Annotated in this window: 15 protein-coding genes; 9 read left to right on the top strand and 6 right to left on the bottom strand. The window is 62.8% G+C overall.

Annotation, left to right across the window (positions count from 1 at the left end; genetic code table 11):
• Positions 1-135 precede the first annotated feature (135 nt).
• Both AR689_RS10295 and AR689_RS10290 read right to left on the bottom strand, forming a co-directional pair.
• On the bottom strand, positions 136-1,623 hold the full coding sequence (locus AR689_RS10295; protein ID WP_062069863.1) for an aldehyde dehydrogenase: 1,488 nt from the start codon (positions 1,621-1,623) through the stop codon (positions 136-138).
• Between the two features lie 22 nt (positions 1,624-1,645).
• Positions 1,646-2,155, bottom strand: coding sequence for a hypothetical protein (locus AR689_RS10290; RefSeq protein ID WP_062069861.1), 510 nt, complete (start codon positions 2,153-2,155; stop codon positions 1,646-1,648).
• 118 nt (positions 2,156-2,273) lie between these two features.
• Between AR689_RS10290 and AR689_RS10285 the strand changes: the two genes are divergently transcribed.
• Together AR689_RS10285 and AR689_RS10280 are read left to right on the top strand one after the other, a co-directional pair.
• Complete coding sequence (locus tag AR689_RS10285) at positions 2,274-4,244, top strand: primary-amine oxidase (RefSeq protein WP_062073740.1); 1,971 nt, start codon at positions 2,274-2,276, stop codon at positions 4,242-4,244.
• Positions 4,245-4,342: 98 nt separating this feature from the next.
• Positions 4,343-4,942: a TetR/AcrR family transcriptional regulator gene (locus AR689_RS10280; RefSeq protein WP_062069859.1), complete on the top strand. Its 600-nt coding sequence runs from the start codon at positions 4,343-4,345 to the stop codon at positions 4,940-4,942.
• A 63-nt stretch (positions 4,943-5,005) separates the two neighbouring features.
• On the opposite strand, the gene AR689_RS10275 is transcribed toward AR689_RS10280, so the two are convergent.
• Together AR689_RS10275 and AR689_RS10270 are read right to left on the bottom strand one after the other, a co-directional pair.
• Positions 5,006-6,370: an MFS transporter gene (locus AR689_RS10275; protein WP_062069858.1), complete on the bottom strand. Its 1,365-nt coding sequence runs from the start codon at positions 6,368-6,370 to the stop codon at positions 5,006-5,008.
• Between the two features lie 145 nt (positions 6,371-6,515).
• Complete coding sequence (locus AR689_RS10270) at positions 6,516-7,430, bottom strand: LysR substrate-binding domain-containing protein (RefSeq protein ID WP_062069857.1); 915 nt, start codon at positions 7,428-7,430, stop codon at positions 6,516-6,518.
• Positions 7,431-7,564: 134 nt separating this feature from the next.
• On the opposite strand from AR689_RS10270, the gene AR689_RS10265 reads away from it, so the two are divergent.
• From AR689_RS10265 to AR689_RS10245, 5 genes are all read left to right on the top strand, one after another.
• Positions 7,565-7,987, top strand: a complete 423-nt coding sequence (locus AR689_RS10265) for a RidA family protein (RefSeq protein ID WP_062069856.1) — start codon at positions 7,565-7,567, stop codon at positions 7,985-7,987.
• Positions 7,984-8,655 carry a DUF1028 domain-containing protein gene (locus tag AR689_RS10260; RefSeq protein ID WP_062069854.1) on the top strand — a complete coding sequence of 224 codons (672 nt, stop codon included), beginning with the start codon at positions 7,984-7,986 and terminating at the stop codon, positions 8,653-8,655. Before AR689_RS10265 ends, AR689_RS10260 begins: the two co-directional genes overlap by 4 nt.
• Positions 8,645-9,802, top strand: a complete 1,158-nt coding sequence (locus AR689_RS10255) for a M20 family metallopeptidase (RefSeq protein WP_062069852.1) — start codon at positions 8,645-8,647, stop codon at positions 9,800-9,802. The genes AR689_RS10260 and AR689_RS10255 overlap by 11 nt, the downstream gene beginning before the upstream one ends.
• 41 nt (positions 9,803-9,843) lie before the next feature.
• Positions 9,844-11,262, top strand: a complete 1,419-nt coding sequence (locus AR689_RS10250; RefSeq protein ID WP_062069850.1) for an aspartate ammonia-lyase — start codon at positions 9,844-9,846, stop codon at positions 11,260-11,262.
• Between the two features lie 140 nt (positions 11,263-11,402).
• On the top strand, positions 11,403-12,863 hold the full coding sequence (locus AR689_RS10245; protein WP_156424568.1) for an FG-GAP-like repeat-containing protein: 1,461 nt from the start codon (positions 11,403-11,405) through the stop codon (positions 12,861-12,863).
• A gap of 76 nt (positions 12,864-12,939) precedes the next feature.
• On the opposite strand, the gene AR689_RS10240 is transcribed toward AR689_RS10245, so the two are convergent.
• The gene (locus AR689_RS10240; RefSeq protein ID WP_062069846.1) at positions 12,940-14,217 is read right to left on the bottom strand and encodes a flavin-containing monooxygenase; all 1,278 of its coding nucleotides are present in this window, start codon (positions 14,215-14,217) and stop codon (positions 12,940-12,942) included.
• 226 nt (positions 14,218-14,443) lie between these two features.
• Between AR689_RS10240 and AR689_RS10235 the strand changes: the two genes are divergently transcribed.
• Positions 14,444-15,430, top strand: a complete 987-nt coding sequence (locus AR689_RS10235) for a malate dehydrogenase (protein WP_062069845.1) — start codon at positions 14,444-14,446, stop codon at positions 15,428-15,430.
• Positions 15,431-15,436: 6 nt separating this feature from the next.
• Here the strand turns inward: AR689_RS10235 and AR689_RS10230 are convergent, their stop codons facing one another.
• Positions 15,437-16,378, bottom strand: a complete 942-nt coding sequence (locus tag AR689_RS10230) for a LysR family transcriptional regulator (RefSeq protein ID WP_082697894.1) — start codon at positions 16,376-16,378, stop codon at positions 15,437-15,439.
• 71 nt (positions 16,379-16,449) lie between these two features.
• Here AR689_RS10230 and AR689_RS10225 point away from each other — a divergent pair, with 71 nt between their 5' ends.
• Positions 16,450-18,207: an L-aspartate oxidase gene (locus tag AR689_RS10225; RefSeq protein WP_062069844.1), complete on the top strand. Its 1,758-nt coding sequence runs from the start codon at positions 16,450-16,452 to the stop codon at positions 18,205-18,207.
• Positions 18,208-18,213: the final 6 nt, after the last annotated feature.

The raw sequence follows: 18,213 nt of genomic DNA, 5'->3' as shown, positions 1-18,213 counted from the left end.
GGAGGGACGGGCGGGCCCTCGCCTAAGTTGACGTGCCAGCTCCGGTCCGCTGTGAGACCCAGCGTAGGCGCGTGACTTGCATCACGTAAACCATGGAATAGCGATGCGCATCAACGGATTTTCAGATGCCCTGGATCAGCCGAACTGGATCCACGTAGTCTTCGTCGCGGTGTAATTATCGAAGGCGTGCAGGGAAAGGTCGCGGCCGAATCCGGACTGCTTGAAGCCTCCGAACGGGGTGGTATTCCCCAGCGCATCCACAGTATTGACCGAGACCGTTCCGGCAAGCAACTCCCCCGCAACCCGATGGCCGCGGGACAGGTTGGACGTCCACACGGACGCAGCCAATCCGTAATCCGTGGCATTGGCCAAATGCACCGCTTCCTCCTCCGAGTCGAAAGCGTGCAGCACAGCCACCGGCCCGAAAATCTCGTCCCGGTGGACGTCGTGATCCGGCGCAAGCCCGCCCAACAAGGTGGGCTCAAGATAGGCGTCGGAGCCGCGGATTTCGTGCCGCTCACCGCCGAAAAGCACCTCACCTTCGGCGCGGCCGCGCCGAATCCAGCCTTCGACGTCGTTCGCGTGGGCGCTGCTGATCAGGGCACCGTTGCCCTCCAGCCCGGCCAAAGGGTCAGCGGGGCGATAGCCCGCCGCCGCGTCTGCAAGCAGGGCAGCAAATTCGTCATGAATGTCCCGTTGAACCAGGATCCGGGAGTTTGCAGAGCAGACCTGCCCCTGGTTGTAGAAAGCCCCAAATGCGGCCTTCGCGGCCGCTTCACGAAGGTCTGACGTATCAGCAAAGATGATGTTGGAACTCTTGCCGCCCGCCTCGAGGCTGAGCCGCTTGAGGTTGCTGCGCCCCGAGGCTTCCAGGAGGGTCCGGGAAACGGCCGTGGAGCCCGTGAAGGCCAGCGCATCAACGTCCATGTGGTTTGCCAAAGCCGCGCCCACTTCGCGGCCCGTGCCGGTCATGATGTTCAGAACACCATCCGGGAGACCCGCTTCAGCGGCCAACTCGGCGAGGCGCAGCACACTCAACGAGGTCTGTTCGGCCGGCTTGAGCACCACAGTGTTTCCGGAGGCGAGCGCTGGAGCCAGTTTCCACACCGCGATTTCCAGCGGGAAATTCCAAGGAACGATCGCCGCCACCACCCCCAGAGGCTCACGTGTCACCAACGCTGTTGCTCCAGGCGGAACTGCTGGCAATTCCCCGTTCTGTTTGTCCGCCGCTTCCGCGTACCAACGCAGCGTGGAGATGGCACCTGGCACATCCACTGTTGTGCTTTGGAGTATTGGTTTTCCGCTGTCCAGCGTCTCCAGGAGAGCCAGTTCATCAGCATGCTGCTCCATCAGGGCAGCCAAGGACAGCAGCAACTCCTTCCGCTTCTCGGCTCCGCATCGCGCCCACGCAGGAAAGGCGCGCCTTGCGGCTGTTACTGCGTGATCAACATCAGCGGCCGTGCAAGCAGCCAGCTCAGCGAGGACGCGGCCGTCAATCGGGCTGATAGTGGGACGGGTAAGGCCGGTGCCGGCCGCTACCCGGCGGCCATCGACGAAGGCCCTGCCATCCATGGTCAGTGCATCGGCACGGCCGTGCCAGTCGAGGGTGAGCGTGGTGTTCATGGTGACTCCTGAGGTGGGTTTTCTAGTTCCGGGGCGGTGTTTGGGCGCGGGCCATGCGCAGAGCGGCCGAAGCAGCTATGAGGCAAAGAAGTTCAACGCCAATGAGCGTGAGCATGGATGTTTGGTGGCCCGGCGTGGTTGAGCTGTGGATGAAGCCGTGGTGGCCGCCGGTAGTTCCTGACAGGCCTCCAGGTCCGAGAAAGAGAACCAGATGGATGAGGATCATGGCCGCACTCATGGCCAGGAGGTGTCCCGCAGCGCGTGGCGCAGCCTGCCGGGCACAGGCCCGCAGTCTTCGCGCGGGGAATCCCACCATGGGAGCGAGGCAGCTCAGGCACGCAGCACCCATGGCCGCCATCCACCAAGCCATCACGCCGGCCGGCCCACTGACAGCTGCCACAACATGGGCTACAGCACTGCCCGCGGCGGCCATGCCGACAAGGCCAGCGCTGACAAGGCCCAAGCCGACAACACCGGCGGTAACGGGCGTGCTGGTGCCGAGCCGCCAGGGTGGGCGGGGTTGTTGGTTCATGGTTCTCCTGGTTGCCGGCGATGTTTGGTCCGGGGACTTTACGCCGGCCTGTGAGGTGGGTAACATCAAAGCGTTGGTTGAACAGTTGTACCATCAAAAATCGATTTCAGGAAGTGCCATGACCCTTCAGACCACCCCCTCGGCCGCAACGATGCAGGCTCCGCTGGGGCAGCATCCGCTTGAGCAGCTCTCGGCACGGGAAATTCAACAGGCCCGCCGGATTCTGGCAGAGGCCGGCCTCGTCGCCGACACCACCCGCTTCGCTTACCTGGGGCTGATCGAGCCACCCAAAGCCACCCTTCAGGGAGATGCTGCAGGCGCCCCCCGCCTGGTCCGGGCCATGCTCTGGGACGCCGCGCAGTCACTTTCCCTGGATGTCCGGCTGTCCCTGACTGCTGGCCTGGTCCTGGAAAGGCGGGAACTGAACCCGCAGATCGATGGCCAATTGCCGGTCCTGCTCGAGGAATTCGGGATTATCGAGGACATCCTGGCGGCGGATCCACAGTGGAAAGCGGCCCTTGCCTCCAGGGGACTGACCCCCTCGCAGGTCCGCGTCGCTCCCCTGTCCGCGGGCGTCTTCGAGTACGGGAACGAGGAAGGCAAACGACTGCTTCGCGGCCTCGGATTCCGCCAGGACCACCCGGCGGACCACCCCTGGGCCCACCCGATCGACGGGTTGGTGGCTTTTGTTGACGTGGAAAACCGACGCGTCAATCACCTGATCGACGACGGACCGGTTCCAGTCCCGGAAGTCAACGGCAACTACACGGACCCGGCAATTCACGGCGAACTCCGCGCGGACCTGAAACCCATAGAAATCACCCAGCCCCAAGGCCCCAGTTTCACTCTGGAAGGCAACCACCTGTCATGGGCCGGCTGGGACCTGCGAGTTGGCTTCGATGCCCGTGAAGGACTAGTGCTCCACCAACTCCACCACTCGCACCAAGGACGGCGCCGCCCGGTGGTTCACCGCGCATCCATCTCCGAAATGGTGGTCCCCTACGGCGACCCGTCCCCCTACCGCAGCTGGCAGAACTACTTCGATTCCGGCGAGTATCTGGTGGGCCGGGACGCCAACTCCCTCAAGCTTGGTTGCGACTGCCTGGGCGACATCACCTATATGTCTCCTGTGGTGGCCGATGACTTCGGCAACCCCCGGACCATTGAGAACGGCATCTGCATCCACGAGGAAGACGCTGGAATTCTGTGGAAGCACACGGATGAGTGGGCCGGCTCCAACGAGGTCCGGCGCAATCGCAGGCTGGTTGTCTCCTTCTTCACCACCGTGGGTAACTACGATTACGGCTTCTACTGGTACCTCTACTTGGACGGCACCATCGAGTTTGAAGCGAAAGCCACGGGCATCGTCTTCACGGCAGCGCTTCCGGACAAGGACTACGCCTACGCCTCGGAGATCGCCCCGGGCCTTGGCGCCCCTTATCACCAGCACCTGTTCAGCGCCCGGCTGGACATGATGATCGACGGCGACACGAACCGGGTTGAGGAACTGGACCTCGTGCGCCTGCCCAAGGGGCCCGGAAACCCGCACGGTAATGCCTTCACGCAGAAGCGCACGGCGTTGACCCGTGAATCGGAAGCAGTCCGCGACGCCGATGGCACCAAGGGAAGGGTGTGGCACATCAGCAACCCGGACTCGTTGAACCACCTCGGCCACCCTGTGGGCTACACCCTCTACCCGGAGGGCAACCCCACCTTGGCCATGGCCGATGATTCCTCCATCGCTTCACGGGCAGCCTTTGCCAAGCACCACTTGTGGGTCACGCAGCACGACGAGGACGAACTTTACGCCGCCGGCGACTTCGTCAACCAGCACCCGGGAGGTGCCGGGCTTCCCAGCTATGTGGCTCAGGACCGCGACCTCGATGGCCAGGACCTCGTGGTGTGGCACTCGTTCGGCCTGACCCACTTCCCCCGTCCCGAGGATTGGCCCATCATGCCCGTTGACACCACCGGGTTCACGCTGAAGCCGCACGGCTTCTTCGATCAGAACCCCACCCTGAATGTGCCCTCCTCTACGGCCGGGCACTGCGCACCAGCGGAGCAAAACGGCGGCTCCTGCGGACACTAACGGTTCTATCCGCACTGCGGGAGCGCGCCCCGGCGTTCCCGCAGTGGTAGGGTGCTCACGGTCCCGCCATGGACACCCGCCCGATATGAAGGAGCAGCATGCCCCGCTTGGTTGATCACGAGGAACGCCGGCGTTCCATCATGGAGACCACGTGGCGCCTGATTGCGGAGCAGGGCATCGAGAACGCCAGCATGCGGGACATTGCCCGGGAATGCGGCTACGCTGCTCCGGGCGTGTTGGCCCATTACTTTCCTAACAAGGACGCCCTGCTGCTGGCGTCTTACGAGTTGATCTGCGAACGCACCAATGAGCGCATTGCCGCTGGCACCGCCGGCCGCCGCGGCCTGTCAGCCCTTCGAAGTTTGTGCCTGGAGATCATCCCGGCCGATCCCCTCACCGTGGTGGAAGCCCGCGTGGCGGTTTCCTTCTGGCAGCGCGCGCAGACGGAAAACGCGCTGCGCACCGTCGGCCGGCAAGCCCTGCTGCACTGGCGTGGCCTGGTGATGGGCTTCCTGGCCCAAGCAGAGCACGACGGCGAATGCGAACCTTTGGTGGACCCGGATGCGGTTGCCGATGAGCTGCTGAACATCATGATGGGCCTTCACGTGACCTCCATGCTGGATCCGGATGCGGTGACTGGGTCCAGGCAACGGCATTTGGTGGAGCGTGCACTTGCGCGGCTTGCAGTCACTGTATGACCCCATCAAACAGACAATTCACCCCCGCACGCGAGGGTGAATTGTCTGTTTGATGGTGTGTGTCTACGTGTGCGCCACGCCCTGCGTTGCCCGGGCTGGGGTTCCCAGTGATTGCAGGTCTTCCGCGTCCTCGCTCAGAAGGTCCTTCCCTTTGCTTTCCTTCATGCTCAGCACGGCAGCCAATCCAATCAGGCCTACCAGGATCAGGTAGAAGGCGGGCATCATGTCATTTCCGGTCTGGGCAATAAGCCAGGTCAGGACGTAAGGGACCGTTCCGGCGAAGATGGCCGCGGTGACGCTGTAGGCGATGGAGAGCCCGGTCTGCCGCGTGCGGGTGGGGAAGAGCTCGGCAGCCGCGGCAGCATGAACACCCAGGATGAGGGCCAGAATGACTCCCAGTCCGATGGTGCTGACGATTCCGGCCCAGGCCGTGCCAGTTTGCATGATGAGGAACAAGGGATAGGCCAGCACCACGAGCGAAACGGCGGCAGTGATCAGGAGCGGCTTCCTGCCGATTCTGTCTGACAACGCACCCACAAACGGTACGAGGATCAGGCCGGCCACGGACGCTGCCGTGGAGAGCAGCGCGGCTGTTCCGGCGTCGAAACCCAAGACTTTTTCCTGATAGGTCAGGAGGTAGACGAGGACCACGTAGAAGGTCACGTGCATCATGATTTCCAGGCCACTCATCTGCAGCAGCTGCTTCCGGTGCTTGGTGAAGACTTCTTTGACGGGGCTCTGCGGGACGTTGCCCAGCTCCTCCAGGGAACGGAATTCCGGGGTGTCTTCGATCTTGGACCGGATGTAGAAGCCGATGACCCCCAGGGGAACCGCGATCAGGAAGGGGATGCGCCAGCCGCCGTCAGCGATTGCTTGGGCGTCCATGGCGCTGGAGAGCACGAAGACCACCAGCGAGGCCGCCAGGAAGCCGAGAAGGCTTCCGAATTCAAGCCAGCTGACGCCGAATCCACGGTGTTTCCTGGGTGAGTACTCGGCCAGGAAGGCAGCCGCGCTTCCGAACTCACCACCGGCCGCGAGGCCTTGAACCACCCTGGCAGCCACAAGGAGGATGGGGGCCCACAGACCGATTGCGTCGTAGGTGGGCAGGAGGCCCACCACCAGCGTGGCACCGCTCATGGAGAGAATCACGATTGACAGTGTCTTCTTGCGGCCGATCCTGTCACCGAGCGTTCCAAAGACCAACGCGCCCAGCGGACGGACGCCAAAGCTGATGGCGAAGACGGCGAAGACTGACAGCAGTGCTGCTGTGCTGTCCTGCTGGGGGAAGAAGACTACGGCGATGGTGGAAGCGAGGTAGGCGTAGATGGCCCACTCGAACCAGTGGACGAAGACGCCGATGGAGCCGGCGGCGACGCTGGTGCGCAAACCCTTTCGGCTGATCTGCCCGTCGATGTTTTTGGTGTTCACAGTTCCTCCTGGAGGAAGGGATCCACATGACGTGGATCACGCCCGTTTGCTGGTTTTACCCATCTTCAGGCGGTGGAATGTGATCTGTCTAATAGATTTTTAACACCAAGTGCATCTGCTGAGCAGATGTATAGGGCCGAATGCCTCAGCCTCGGGCCGCGCGTGCAGCAACAATCTGATGCCGCACCGCCTGCGCTACCGCCCGCACCCTCGCCGTGGGACGGTGGGACTTCAGGTGCGCCAGGACCGTCTTCAATTCCGGCACGTCGTCACGGATTTCGACGGCGGCCAGCTTGCCGCCGTCGTAGGTCAACTGGTGCTGAGGCCTCTGATGAAGGATGGAATAACCAAGGCCCCGGGCCACAAAAGTACGCACCGTTTCGTAGCTGGCCGAACGGAACCTGACGTCCGGTTCCTGACCACCCAGCCTGGCGATGGACAGCATGAGGTCGCGGGTGTGCGGCAAGTCCAGCAGCACAAAAGGTTCACCGCCCAACGCGGACAGGTGGACGCTTTCTGAACCGGCCAATTTATGGTCCGGAGGAAGTGCCACGTAGGGCCTCACGGTATCCACTACCGAACTGGCTATGGCCTCGGGCAGGTCCAGGTCGTAGCACAACGCCACATCGGCCTGCCCGCTGAGCAAGGCACTGATGCAGCCTGACGTGTCGGTTTCGATGACTTCCGCCTCGAGTGCGGGATGGTCTTCCCGCAGTTTTGTCAGGACGCCGGGAAGCAGGAACGGGGCAAGGGTGCTGAAGCAGGCAATACGAATACGCCCGGAGACGCTCTGGTGTTCTCCACGCGCGTGATCAATGCTTTCCTCAACCTGCGCGAGGATGGCTTGGGCGTCCCTGACGAACAGCTCGCCGGCCGGCGTGAGCACCAGCCCCTTGGAGCGCTGCCTGATAAAGAACTGCGTTCCAACGTGCCGCTCCAACTGGGCGATCGCCGCGGAGACAGCTGACTGGGCCACATTGAGGCGAACGGCAGCGCCGGTCATGGACAGCTGCGCCGCCGCTTCCACGAAATAGCGCAACTGCGTAAGGGTCACATCCATGGGACGAGAATACACTCTGGATCGGAAAAGTCGATGCAATCGTTCTAAAAGAACTGTTGGACAGATTTAGTGCAGCGCACGAAGCTGAAGGATACGAGCACCCGTCTAACAGGACTGAAAGGCAAGCTGCGAACATGAAGCACCAGCGCATCCGCACGTTCAATACCAAAGAGACCTATCCGGAACAGAACCTGGACAACGATCTGTGCCAGGCCGTGGTGGCCAACGGCGTGGTTTACCTTCGCGGCCAGATCGGACAGGACCTTGAGACGCGCGAGTCCGTGGGCATCGGCGACGTCGAAGCCCAGACGGAGAAATCCATGGCCAACATCGACATGTTGCTCAAGGAAGCGGGCAGCAGCCTTGAAGACATCGTCAAGGTCACCGTGTACCTGATTGATCCCCGTTACCGCGAGACTGTCTACCGCACCATGGGCCGCTGGCTTAAGGGCGTATTCCCCGTCTCCACCGGCATTGTGGTTCAGGCATTGGCACGTCCGGAATGGCTCGTGGAAATTGACGCCACGGCAGTGCTCTCGACGGAAGGCCAGCAGTGACCTTCAGCATCGCGGCCACCGACGGCAGCGGCAGGTTTGGCATCGCCGTCTCTTCATCATCTCCTGCAGTCGCTGCCCGCTGCGCGCACCTGCGTGACGGGGTCGGCGCCGTCAGCTCCCAAAACATCACCGATCCTCGGCTGGGAACAGCGTTGCTCGACCGTCTGCAGGCGGGCCATTCCGCACAAGAGGCGATTGACGGCGTCGTGCAGGAGTCACCTGCGGTGGACTACCGGCAACTGGTGGTCCTGGACGCACACGGTGGATCCGCCGTGTTCAGCGGCGCACATACCCTTGGCGTGTTCGGCGAGGGCCGGGGTGCGAACAGCGTGGCCGCCGGCAACATGCTCGCGCATCCTGGTGTTGTCCAAGTCCTCTGCGACGCCTTTGAAGCCAGCACCGGGGAACTGGAAGTGCGCCTCATGGCTGCGCTTCGAGCCGCCATGGCAGCCGGCGGCGAAGCTGGACCCGTGCGATCAGCCGGACTTTCGGTGGTGTCCGGGCACGGCTGGAGGGACACTGACCTGCGCGTGGACTGGCACGATCACCCGATCGAGGAACTGGAGAAGCTCCTGGACGTGTGGCTCCCGCAGCGGCAGGACTACGTGATTCGCGGCTTGGACCCCGCGTCGTCAGTGGGTTATGGGGTGGCGGGCGATGAGCGCTGAAACGACGACCGCTGCCAACCCGGCAGTTCAGCGCAAACGGGTCTTGGCATCCGTTGACGCACAAAAACCCCACCTGATCCAGCTCTCCGAAACACTCCATGCCAACCCCGAACTTGGCTGGCAGGAACACCGCGCCGCTGGCTGGACCGCCGAGTACCTGTCTACGCACGGCTTCGAGGTGGAAAGAGAGTATTTGGGCTTTCCCACCGCGATCCGCGCCGTCTACGGAACGGGGTCCCGCCGCATCGGGCTCATGGCCGAGTACGACGCCCTTCCGGGCCTCGGACATGCGTGCGGCCACAACATCATCACGGCCATTTCCTGCGGTGCCGCGGTGGTCTTGGCACAATTCGCTGAAGAACATGACCTCACCGTGGAACTGTACGGAACCCCGGCCGAAGAAGGCGGCGGCGGAAAGATCGAGCTCCTCAAAAAGGGTGCCTTCCAAGGCCTGGACCTGGCCATGATGGCGCACCCGAGTCCGGTTGATTCGGCAGAAGCCCGCCCCTACGCGGTGGCCCACAACCACGTGGAATACCGGGGAAAATCGGCCCACGCCGCTGCGTATCCGGACCAGGGCGTCAACGCCAATGACGCCTTTATTGTTGCCCAGGTGGCGTTGGGCCTCCTCCGCCAACAGCTGCCTCCCGGGACCCGGGTCCACGGGATCCAAACGCGCGGGGGCGAAGCGCCCAACGCTATTCCGGAAAAGACCGAGGGCCGCTGGTATGTCCGGGCCGAATCACTTGCGCTGTTGGGCGAGTTGGAGGAGCGTGTTCAGCGATGCTTCGAAGCCGGGGCTTTGGCATCCGGCTGCGAGTTGTCCGTGACTCCGGAATCGGAGCCCTACTCGGAGTTCCGCACGGACCTGCGGGCACTTGAGCTGTACGTACACCATGCGCAGGCCCTGGGACGCGACTTCAACGCACCCCCGGAGCAAGCCACCATGAACAGGGCGTCAACAGACATGGGCAATGTGTCCCAGGTGGTTCCGGCCATCCACCCCTACATAGGACTCGGCTGCTTCCCGGCGGCCAACCACCAACCCGAGTTCGCCGAGCACTGCGTCGGCGACGCCGCCAACCTTGCCATTCACGACGGCGCAGCCGCCTTGGCACTCACGGCGCTGGACTACCTGGCAACCTAGCCAGCCAGTCCGGCGTCGTGAGCTTTTCCAGGAACAGGACCATGACAGAAAACCTGACTTCACCCTGCCCGAAAGTACGGCGGGAGCAGGACAGCCTCGGGGCCGCGGACGTTCCCGAGGCTTCCTACTGGGGTATCAGCACGCACCGAGCCGTGGACAACTTCCCCGTCAGCGGGCGGACAATCGGCACCCTGCGTTCACTCATCTGGAGCCTGGGTGCCGTGAAGTACTCAGCGGCACGAGCAAACGAAAGCCTGGGCCTTCTGCCTCCGGACAAGTCGGCAGCCATCCAAAAGGCCTCCTTGGAGGTCATGGATGGTCGCCTCGATGACCAGTTCGTGGTGGATACCATCCAAGGCGGTGCGGGAACCAGCACCAACATGAACGCCAACGAGGTCATTGCCAACCGCGCGCTGGAACTGATGGGCCACCGCAAAGGCGACTATGCGGCATTGGACCCCATTGACGACGTGAACCGCAGCCAGTCCACCAATGACGTGTACCCCACCGCCATTAAGATCGCCCTGCAGCGTGAAATAGCTGCGTTCTGCGAGGAACACCACCGTCTCATCCAGGCCTTTGATGCCAAGGCCACGGAGTTCGCCGGCATCATCAAAGTTGGCCGCACCCAACTCCAGGATGCCGTGCCCATGTCCATGGGACAAGAGTTCGGGGCGTTCGCGGACACCCTCCGTGAAGACGGCCTGAGGCTCCTTGAACTCCTTCCGCATTTGCGGGAATCCAACCTTGGAGCCACCGCCATCGGTACCGGCATCACCGCCTCTCCCGGGTACCGGCAAGCGGTGATCAAGGAGCTCAGTTGCATCACCGGCCTTCAACTGACCTCGGCGACCAACCTGGTGGAGGCCACCAGCGATACGGGCGTCTTCATGCTGGTGTCCGGAGTCCTGAAGAGGGCTGCTGTGAAGCTTTCCAAGATCTGCAACGACCTCCGTCTGCTCTCCTCCGGCCCGCAAACGGGTTTTGGCGAGATCCTCCTGCCGGCAGTGCAGGCAGGCTCCTCCATCATGCCGGGGAAGGTCAACCCGGTCATCCCGGAAATGGTCAACCAGGTTGCCTTCCGGGTGGTCGGCGCGGATGCCACCGTGACCATGGCCGTGGAGGCAGGGCAGCTCCAGCTCAACGCTTTCGAACCGGTCATTGCCGACGCCTTGCTGGAATCGATCGCCTGGCTCACCGTGGCCTGCCGTCAACTCCGGACGCACTGCGTGGACGGCATCACCGCCAATACGCAGATGCTGCAGCAGCGGATGCTCGAATCCATCAGCGTGGTCACCGGGTTGGCTCCCCTGATCGGGTACGCCGCCGCGGCCGAACTGGCCAAGGAAGCTCTCGCGTCCCATCGCGGCATCGCGGAACTCGTGATTGAGCGCCGACTGCTCGACCCGCAGAAGATGGAAGCGGCTCTTTCCGCCACGTCGTTGGCGGGGCTCGGCTGATCGGATAACTGCGCAAGCAACAACCATGTAAGGCCCGACGGCGGCACTCAGGCGAGTGCCGCCGTCGGGCTTTGCCGGTGGCGTTGTAGAGTGAACCATCATTCGTATCGGCCGTTATTCCGGCCATTTTGGGGGACTTCTTGAAATCTGGTCTTTCGTTGCGCTGGCATGACCGCGCAATCCGGTTTTCCGCTATCTTTACTTCTCTTGTTCTGACAGCTCTTCTGCTGGTTCTTCCAGGTGCCCCAGCCCAGGCCGGCGAAGCCCTGCCGCCCGTCCAGTTCCCCAACGGCGTCACGATCGACACAGACTACGCTCTGGGCACCCTACCGGCAGCAGTCGTCGGCGCAACGGTGCCGTCGGACGCAAAACTCGAGTACCAGTGGTACATGAATGGCCAAGCTATCCAGGGAGCCACCGGGCGGATCCTCAGGGCAACCATCGGCGGTTCTGTCCTCACAGTCCGTGTCACAGGAACTGCATCCGGGTATACACCCACTGCCGTCACTTCCCAGCCCATCGGGCCTATGCCTCGGCAACTGGACGTCTCCTATATGTCCCTCCGAGGCGAAGCCGTGGTTGGGCGCCAGCTGCACCCATGGTGGCCACAGGCGCCTATTGTTACGCCTAGTGGTGGCACGCCAATCTACACGTACGTATGGAAACGCGACGACGTGGCCATACCGGGTGCCAACAACGCCATTTACACGGTCACCACAGCCGATAGAGGGCACACACTCAAAGTAGAGCTAAACATCAAGTACGAGCCGCTGACACAGAAAACGGTCAGCGCTCACGTGATGGTTCCCCTCACCCCGCGAGGAGACGGCTTCAATGCTGACCGAACAGCGGACATTTTTGCTCGAACGCCCTCCGGCGATCTCTTGCTCTACCCGGGAAACGGCAAGAGGGGCTTTCTTGGCACCCAAACCATTGGCCGCGGCTGGGACATTTTCGATGTTCTTCTGGCGCCTGGGGACTTCGACGGAGACGGTCCAACAGACGTCATAGGACGTGACCGTGCCGGCCGGTTATTTCTCTACCGCGGAAACGGGGCAGGGGGCTGGAAGGACAGCCGCCAGATCGGCCAAGGCTGGCAGATCTTCAGCGAAATCGTCGCACCCGGTGACTTCAACGTCGATGGCACCAACGATCTTTTGGCCAAGGACACGTCCGGCCGCCTGATTCTTTACCCGGGAGACGGTGCCGGGGGCTGGTACCCGCCCGTCACGGTCGGTTGGGGATGGAATATGTACTCGAAGCTCATCACCCCGGGGTGGTGGTCAGGTGACTTCCGTCCGAACATCCTGGCTCAGACACCGGCAGGTGAACTCAAGGTCTACAGCAGCTTCAGCGAGGGATTCGTGAACCATCCCGTCATAACTGCGGGCACCGGGTGGAATACCATTCTCACGGCCGGCGGTCCGGGTGACTTCAACAGCGATGGTAGCCCGGACGTCTTTGGAATCAATGCCGCCGGTGACATGACCATGTATTTGGGCAACGGAACAGATGTGGCCACGTGCGGCTTCGGTTGTTTCCTGTGGAAGGGATACGACAATGTGGGTTGGGGGTGGGGCGGCTTCACAGCCGTCTTCTAAGCCCGAAATCGACTACTGAGGTTGGACTAAAAAGGGGACCACGCCTGCTGGCGTGGTCCCCTTTGCGCCTGTGGCGTTAGACGGCTCCGCTCGCCACCAACGCATCCTGCTCATTGTGGATGAGGTAGCTCCGCTGGATGGTGATCTGGTCCGCAACGTACTTTGCGTCGTGCCAGACGCCCCAGATGAAGCTGGATCCACGGCGTGACTGCCAGGGCAGTCCCAGGAAGTACACGCCGGGCTCGGTGGAAACGCCGCGTTGCTGCAGCGGCTTTCCCTTGGAATCGAAGGCATCCACCTGCAGCCAGCTGTAGTCCACTGCGAAGCCTGTTGCCCACACGATGGACGTGATTCCAGCCCCGGCGAGGTCGAGCTCACGGATGGGGTTGGTGAGGCTCTCCGGGTCCGGCCTGAGGAAGCGGGCTTCGGGCTCCTCAGGCAAGTCCAGGCCATTGCGTTCAACGTACGCGTCTGCCTCGTCGAGCAATTCCAAGTAGTGGGCATCGCCGTTCGCAATGTTGGTCCGGAGATCGTCCGCGAAGCGCATAACGCCGTCCTGGAACTCCAGGGTCCGTCCCACGAGTTTGATCCCGTCCTCGGCAAGTGCGCGGAAGTCAACGGTGTGGCCGCCGCCTGCGCCGCTGACCGCGATGGTCACGTGTTCGGCGCCCAATGCCGGGGTGGAGGCGTCCCACTTGCCGAGCACTCCCAGCCACCAGCAGAAGTCCCGGCCACGGTAGTTCCGGGGAGGCCGGTCGTGAGGGCCAACAGAGAGGTACACCTGCCGGCCCGAGCGCTGGATTTCCGCGGCGATCTGCACGCCGGAGGAACCGGCCCCCACCACCAGGACGGCACCTTGGGGCAGTTGGCCCGGGTTGCGGTACGAGCTTGAGTGCATCTGCGGCAGGCTGGCAGTTTCGGGCACGACGGCGGGGATCACGGGCCGCTGGAACGGACCGGTAGCGGCTACGACGTAGCGTGCGTTGTAATCGCCGTCGGATGTTTGAACGTGGAAGCCCGGCGCACCGACGTTTCTGCGCACGGACCTGACCTCCACACCGCAACGGATGGGCGCGCCGATCTTCTCGGCATACGCCACGAAGTAGTCGGCTACCTGCTCTTTGGAGGGGAACGACCCGGGCTCGATGCCGGTGAATTCCAGGCCCGGGAAACGGTCGTGCCAGGCGGGCCCGTTGGCAACCAGGGAATCCCACCTCATGGAACGCCACCGCTCGGCGATTCTGTGGCGTTCCAGGACGATGTGGGGAATTCCCCGCTCGCTCAAGTGCTCGCTCATCGCTACTCCGGCCTGGCCTGCGCCTACGATGAGGACCTCAACCTCTTGGCTTGACATGTGATCTCCTATATGGCGAAAGCTGACAGCGCACTGTCTGCTGCGGCCTTTTCTGTGACGGTTAATTCATTCTCACGTGCACAAAGTGCATCTGCATAGCGAATAAAACAGCACAAGCACATCGGAAATTATGATTATGACCCTGTGGCTCACACAGCTCTGTGGCACCATGACATACAGCTTGCAAAACCCATCGGGTACCTCAGATCAGCAAGGAGAACGTGACGTGAACACGCCCATCAAGATCGCTGTGACTGGCGCGGCCGGCCAGATCGGCTACAACCTCCTCTTCCGGATCGCCAGTGGCGCCCTCTTTGGCGCCGATACTCCGGTGCAACTCCGGCTCCTGGAAATCACCCCTGCTTTGAAGGCACTGGAAGGTGTGGTGATGGAGCTGGATGACTGCGCGTTTCCCACGCTCGACTCTGTGGAAATCGGCGACGACGCCGACCATATTTTCGACGGCGTCAATCTCGCCTTACTCGTCGGCGCCCGTCCCCGCACCACAGGCATGGAACGCGGCGACCTGCTCAGCGCCAATGGTGCTATTTTCACAGCGCAAGGACAGGCCCTGAACCGGGTGGCAGCCGACGACGTCCGCATCGGCGTGACGGGCAATCCGGCCAACACCAACGCCTTGATCGCGATGAGCAACGCTCCGGACATCCCCGCCGCGCGATTCAGCGCCCTGACCCGGCTGGATCACAACCGCGCCATGGGACAGCTTGCTCGGAAGACCCACGCCAGGGTGGGTGATATCCGCAAAATGACTGTCTGGGGAAATCATTCCGCAACACAGTATCCGGACATTTATCACGCCGAGATCGCCGGCAGAAACGCGGCCGAGGTGGTGAACGACCAAGACTGGATTGAGACCGACTTCATCCCCACGGTCGCCCGGCGAGGTGCAGCGATCATCGATGCCAGGGGTGCGTCCTCCGCGGCATCGGCAGCGTCGGCAACCATTGATGCCGCCCGCGACTGGCTTCTGGGCACCCCGGAGGATGACTGGGTGTCGATGGCCGTTGCCTCCGACGGATCATATGGGGTTCCCGAAGGTCTCATCTATTCATACCCGGTGACCACCTCGGGCGGAGACTGGGAAATCGTTCAAGGACTGGACGTGAACGATTTCAGCCGCAGGATGATGGACGCCACGGCCGCTGAGCTTTTGGACGAGCGAGCTGCCGTGGCTGACCTTGGCTTGATCTGAAGTCCATCAGTGACGCCGTGCTGGCGTGACCAGGCGTGCAAGTTCGGTGCCTGGTGCCGCCAGCCGATCCACTGTGCTGAAGATGAACTCCTGCATTGCGGCCGTGGCTGCTGAAGGTCCAATGTCGTTACGTCGGGCCAGGTTGACGGTCCTTGTCACTGCGGGATTGACCAAGCGGGCACTGCGCAGTCCGGGCCGGCCGAGGACCACCATTGCCGGCACCACTGCAACGCCGAGTCCCCTTTCCACGAACCGCAGCACGGCATCCATCTCCGCCCCTTCGACGGCGATCACCGGTTCCAAGCCCTTGGCGGAGAAGGCTGCCTCGGTGGCCATCCGCAGGTCATAGCTTCGGTTGAAGGCAACCTGCGGAATGCGCGCCAACTCTTCCAGGGTGAACTCTTCAGGCAAGGACGAGCCAGCGGCGGAGACAACCACCAACTCCTCGGTCAGCAACGGAATCAGTTCAGTGCCCTGCACTGCGGGGACCGTTCCACGGGTGACCACCAGGGCCAGGTCCAGCGCGCTTTCGTTGAGGGCACCCACCAGGAAACGAGAGCCGCCTTCAGTGATGTGCAGTTCAACTCCGGGATGCGCGCTGCGGAAAGAGGCCAGCACATCGGCAACCAGTGAGACGCACAAAGTAGGTGGGGCGCCCAGGCGAATGCGGCCCCGGCGCAACCCTGCGAGCTCGTTCATCTGCTCCCGGGCGGTCTGCGCGTCGCCGAGCATACGCCGGGCGATGGGCAGGAGGAGTTCCCCCGCATTCGTCAGAGTGGCTCCGGACGGTCCCCGGTGGAACAGTGCCACTCCAAGATCGGCCTCCAGCGCCGCGATCTGCCTGCTGAGAGACGGTTGCGCAAGATACAGCTGCTCGGCCGCACGTGTGAAATGACCCACTCGGGCGATCGCCTCGAAGGAGCGTAACTGCTCTAACTTCATGGTCATAGCCTAATCGCATTGACTTCAGTCAAACAATTCATTGGAAACATCATGCAGCTCCTTTTAGCGTTGAAAACATGAACCTCAACACCATTCCAGAACGCCTCATGTCCACCACTGTGCTGGTCATCGGTACCGGCGGTACCGGCGGTGCCGGCCTGCGCGCCTCCATCGAACTCGCCCAGCAAGGGGTCCAGGTCCTGGCAGTGGGTAAGCGACGCAAGCACGACGCCCACACGAGCCTGGCCGCCGGCGGCATCAACGCCGCTTTGGGCACCGTGGATCCCGAGGACAGCTGGCAGCAGCATGCCGCCGACACCCTGAGGGAGTCCTACTTCCTGGCCGACCCGTCCATTGTGGAGACGGTGGCCCGCAATGCGGCGCAAGGCATTGAGGACCTCGAACGGTGGGGAATGCCGTTCGCCCGGGAGGAGGACGGACGCATCTCGCAACGCTTCTTCGGCGCCCACAAGTATCGCCGCACAGCCTACGCCGGGGATTACACCGGCCTGGAGATCCAGCGCACGCTGATGCGCCGGGCGGCAGAGTTGAACGTGCCCATCATCGACACCGTCTACATCACGCGGTTGCTCGTGGCCGACGGCACCATTTTCGGCGCTTACGGCTTCGACATCGTGGACGGCACCCCCGTGCAGATCCACGCCGATGCGGTGATCCTGGCCGCTGGCGGTCATACCCGCATCTGGCGGCACACCTCTTCCCGGCGCGATGAGAACACCGGCGACTCCTTCCGGCTGGCCGCGCTGGCCGGGGCCCGGATCCGCGACGCCGAACTGGTTCAGTTCCATCCGTCAGGGCTGTTGGAGCCCGACGACGCCGCCGGCACCTTGGTCTCCGAGGCAGCGCGAGGCGAAGGGGGCATCCTCACCAACGTCCTGGGCGAGCGCTTCATGGAACGCTATGACCCCGAGCGCATGGAACTTTCCACCCGGGACCGGGTTGCGCTGGCAGCATTCACCGAGGTCGCCGAGGGGCGTGGGACCGAGAAGGGCGGCGTCTACCTGGACGTCTCCCACCTGCCGCGGGAAACCATCATGGAAAAGCTGCCACGGGTCTACCGCACCCTGATCGACCTGCAGATGCTGGACATCACCACCCAAAAAATCGAAATTGCGCCCACCGCCCACTACTCCATGGGTGGCGTCCGGGTGGCACCGGAGGACCACGGAACCGGAGTGAACGGCCTTTACGCAATCGGTGAGGCATCTTCCGGGCTGCACGGCGCCAACCGCCTCGGCGGCAACTCCCTGATTGAGCTGCTCGTATACGGTCGTATTACCGGCGAGCATGTGTCCCACTACGTCCGTTCGCACACCAAGATCGTCAGGGATCCCGCCGTAGTGGGAATAGCGCGCGGGGAAATGCAGTCCCTGCTCAGCGACCGCGGGACGGAGTCCGCACGGCGGTTGCAGCGTGAACTACGCAACCTCATGACCGAGCATGCCGGGGTAGTGCGCACGGAACAGGGATTGGAACAAGGACTGGAGAAGCTGACCGCGTTGGAGGAGCGTGCCCAGCTCGTGACAGCCCACCCGGACATCGCAGGGTTCGATGATCTGGCCCACGCCTACGACCTGCTCGGTTCTCTCCTGGCAGCACGAGCCACCCTCGAGTGCGCCCTTGAACGCCGCGAAACCCGCGGAGCGCATAACCGGGCTGACTTCCCCACGGCAGATCCCGCACTGAAAGGGAACTTCGTCTGGTCAACAGATGAGGGCGTCACCTTCGAAAGTCTGCCTCCGGCTCCGGACTCCTTCCGGACCCTCGCCGAAGCCGACGCCGATGACTCCGTGGCCGGCAAGCTCGTGGAGTAAGAACGA

The organism is Arthrobacter sp. EpRS71 (genome assembly GCF_001512285.1).
In the GTDB taxonomy this organism is placed as follows: domain Bacteria; phylum Actinomycetota; class Actinomycetes; order Actinomycetales; family Micrococcaceae; genus Arthrobacter.
Note: the sequence above shows the minus strand (reverse complement) of the source record. Positions and strands in the feature narration are given on the sequence as shown.

Bases quoted from the DNA above. Each gene is read 5' to 3' on its own strand.
- AR689_RS10255 (WP_062069852.1), top strand. From the start codon at position 8,645: ATGAGCGCTGAAACGACGACCGCTGCCAACCCGGCAGTTCAGCGCAAA.
- AR689_RS10280 (WP_062069859.1), top strand. From the start codon at position 4,343: ATGCCCCGCTTGGTTGATCACGAGGAACGCCGGCGTTCCATCATGGAG.
- AR689_RS10295 (WP_062069863.1), bottom strand. From the start codon at position 1,623: ATGAACACCACGCTCACCCTCGACTGGCACGGCCGTGCCGATGCACTG.
- AR689_RS10270 (WP_062069857.1), bottom strand. From the start codon at position 7,430: ATGGATGTGACCCTTACGCAGTTGCGCTATTTCGTGGAAGCGGCGGCG.
- AR689_RS10240 (WP_062069846.1), bottom strand. From the start codon at position 14,217: ATGTCAAGCCAAGAGGTTGAGGTCCTCATCGTAGGCGCAGGCCAGGCC.
- AR689_RS10265 (WP_062069856.1), top strand. From the start codon at position 7,565: ATGAAGCACCAGCGCATCCGCACGTTCAATACCAAAGAGACCTATCCG.
- AR689_RS10225 (WP_062069844.1), top strand. From the start codon at position 16,450: ATGAACCTCAACACCATTCCAGAACGCCTCATGTCCACCACTGTGCTG.
- AR689_RS10290 (WP_062069861.1), bottom strand. From the start codon at position 2,155: ATGAACCAACAACCCCGCCCACCCTGGCGGCTCGGCACCAGCACGCCC.
- AR689_RS10250 (WP_062069850.1), top strand. From the start codon at position 9,844: ATGACAGAAAACCTGACTTCACCCTGCCCGAAAGTACGGCGGGAGCAG.
- AR689_RS10285 (WP_062073740.1), top strand. From the start codon at position 2,274: ATGACCCTTCAGACCACCCCCTCGGCCGCAACGATGCAGGCTCCGCTG.
- AR689_RS10230 (WP_082697894.1), bottom strand. From the start codon at position 16,378: ATGACCATGAAGTTAGAGCAGTTACGCTCCTTCGAGGCGATCGCCCGA.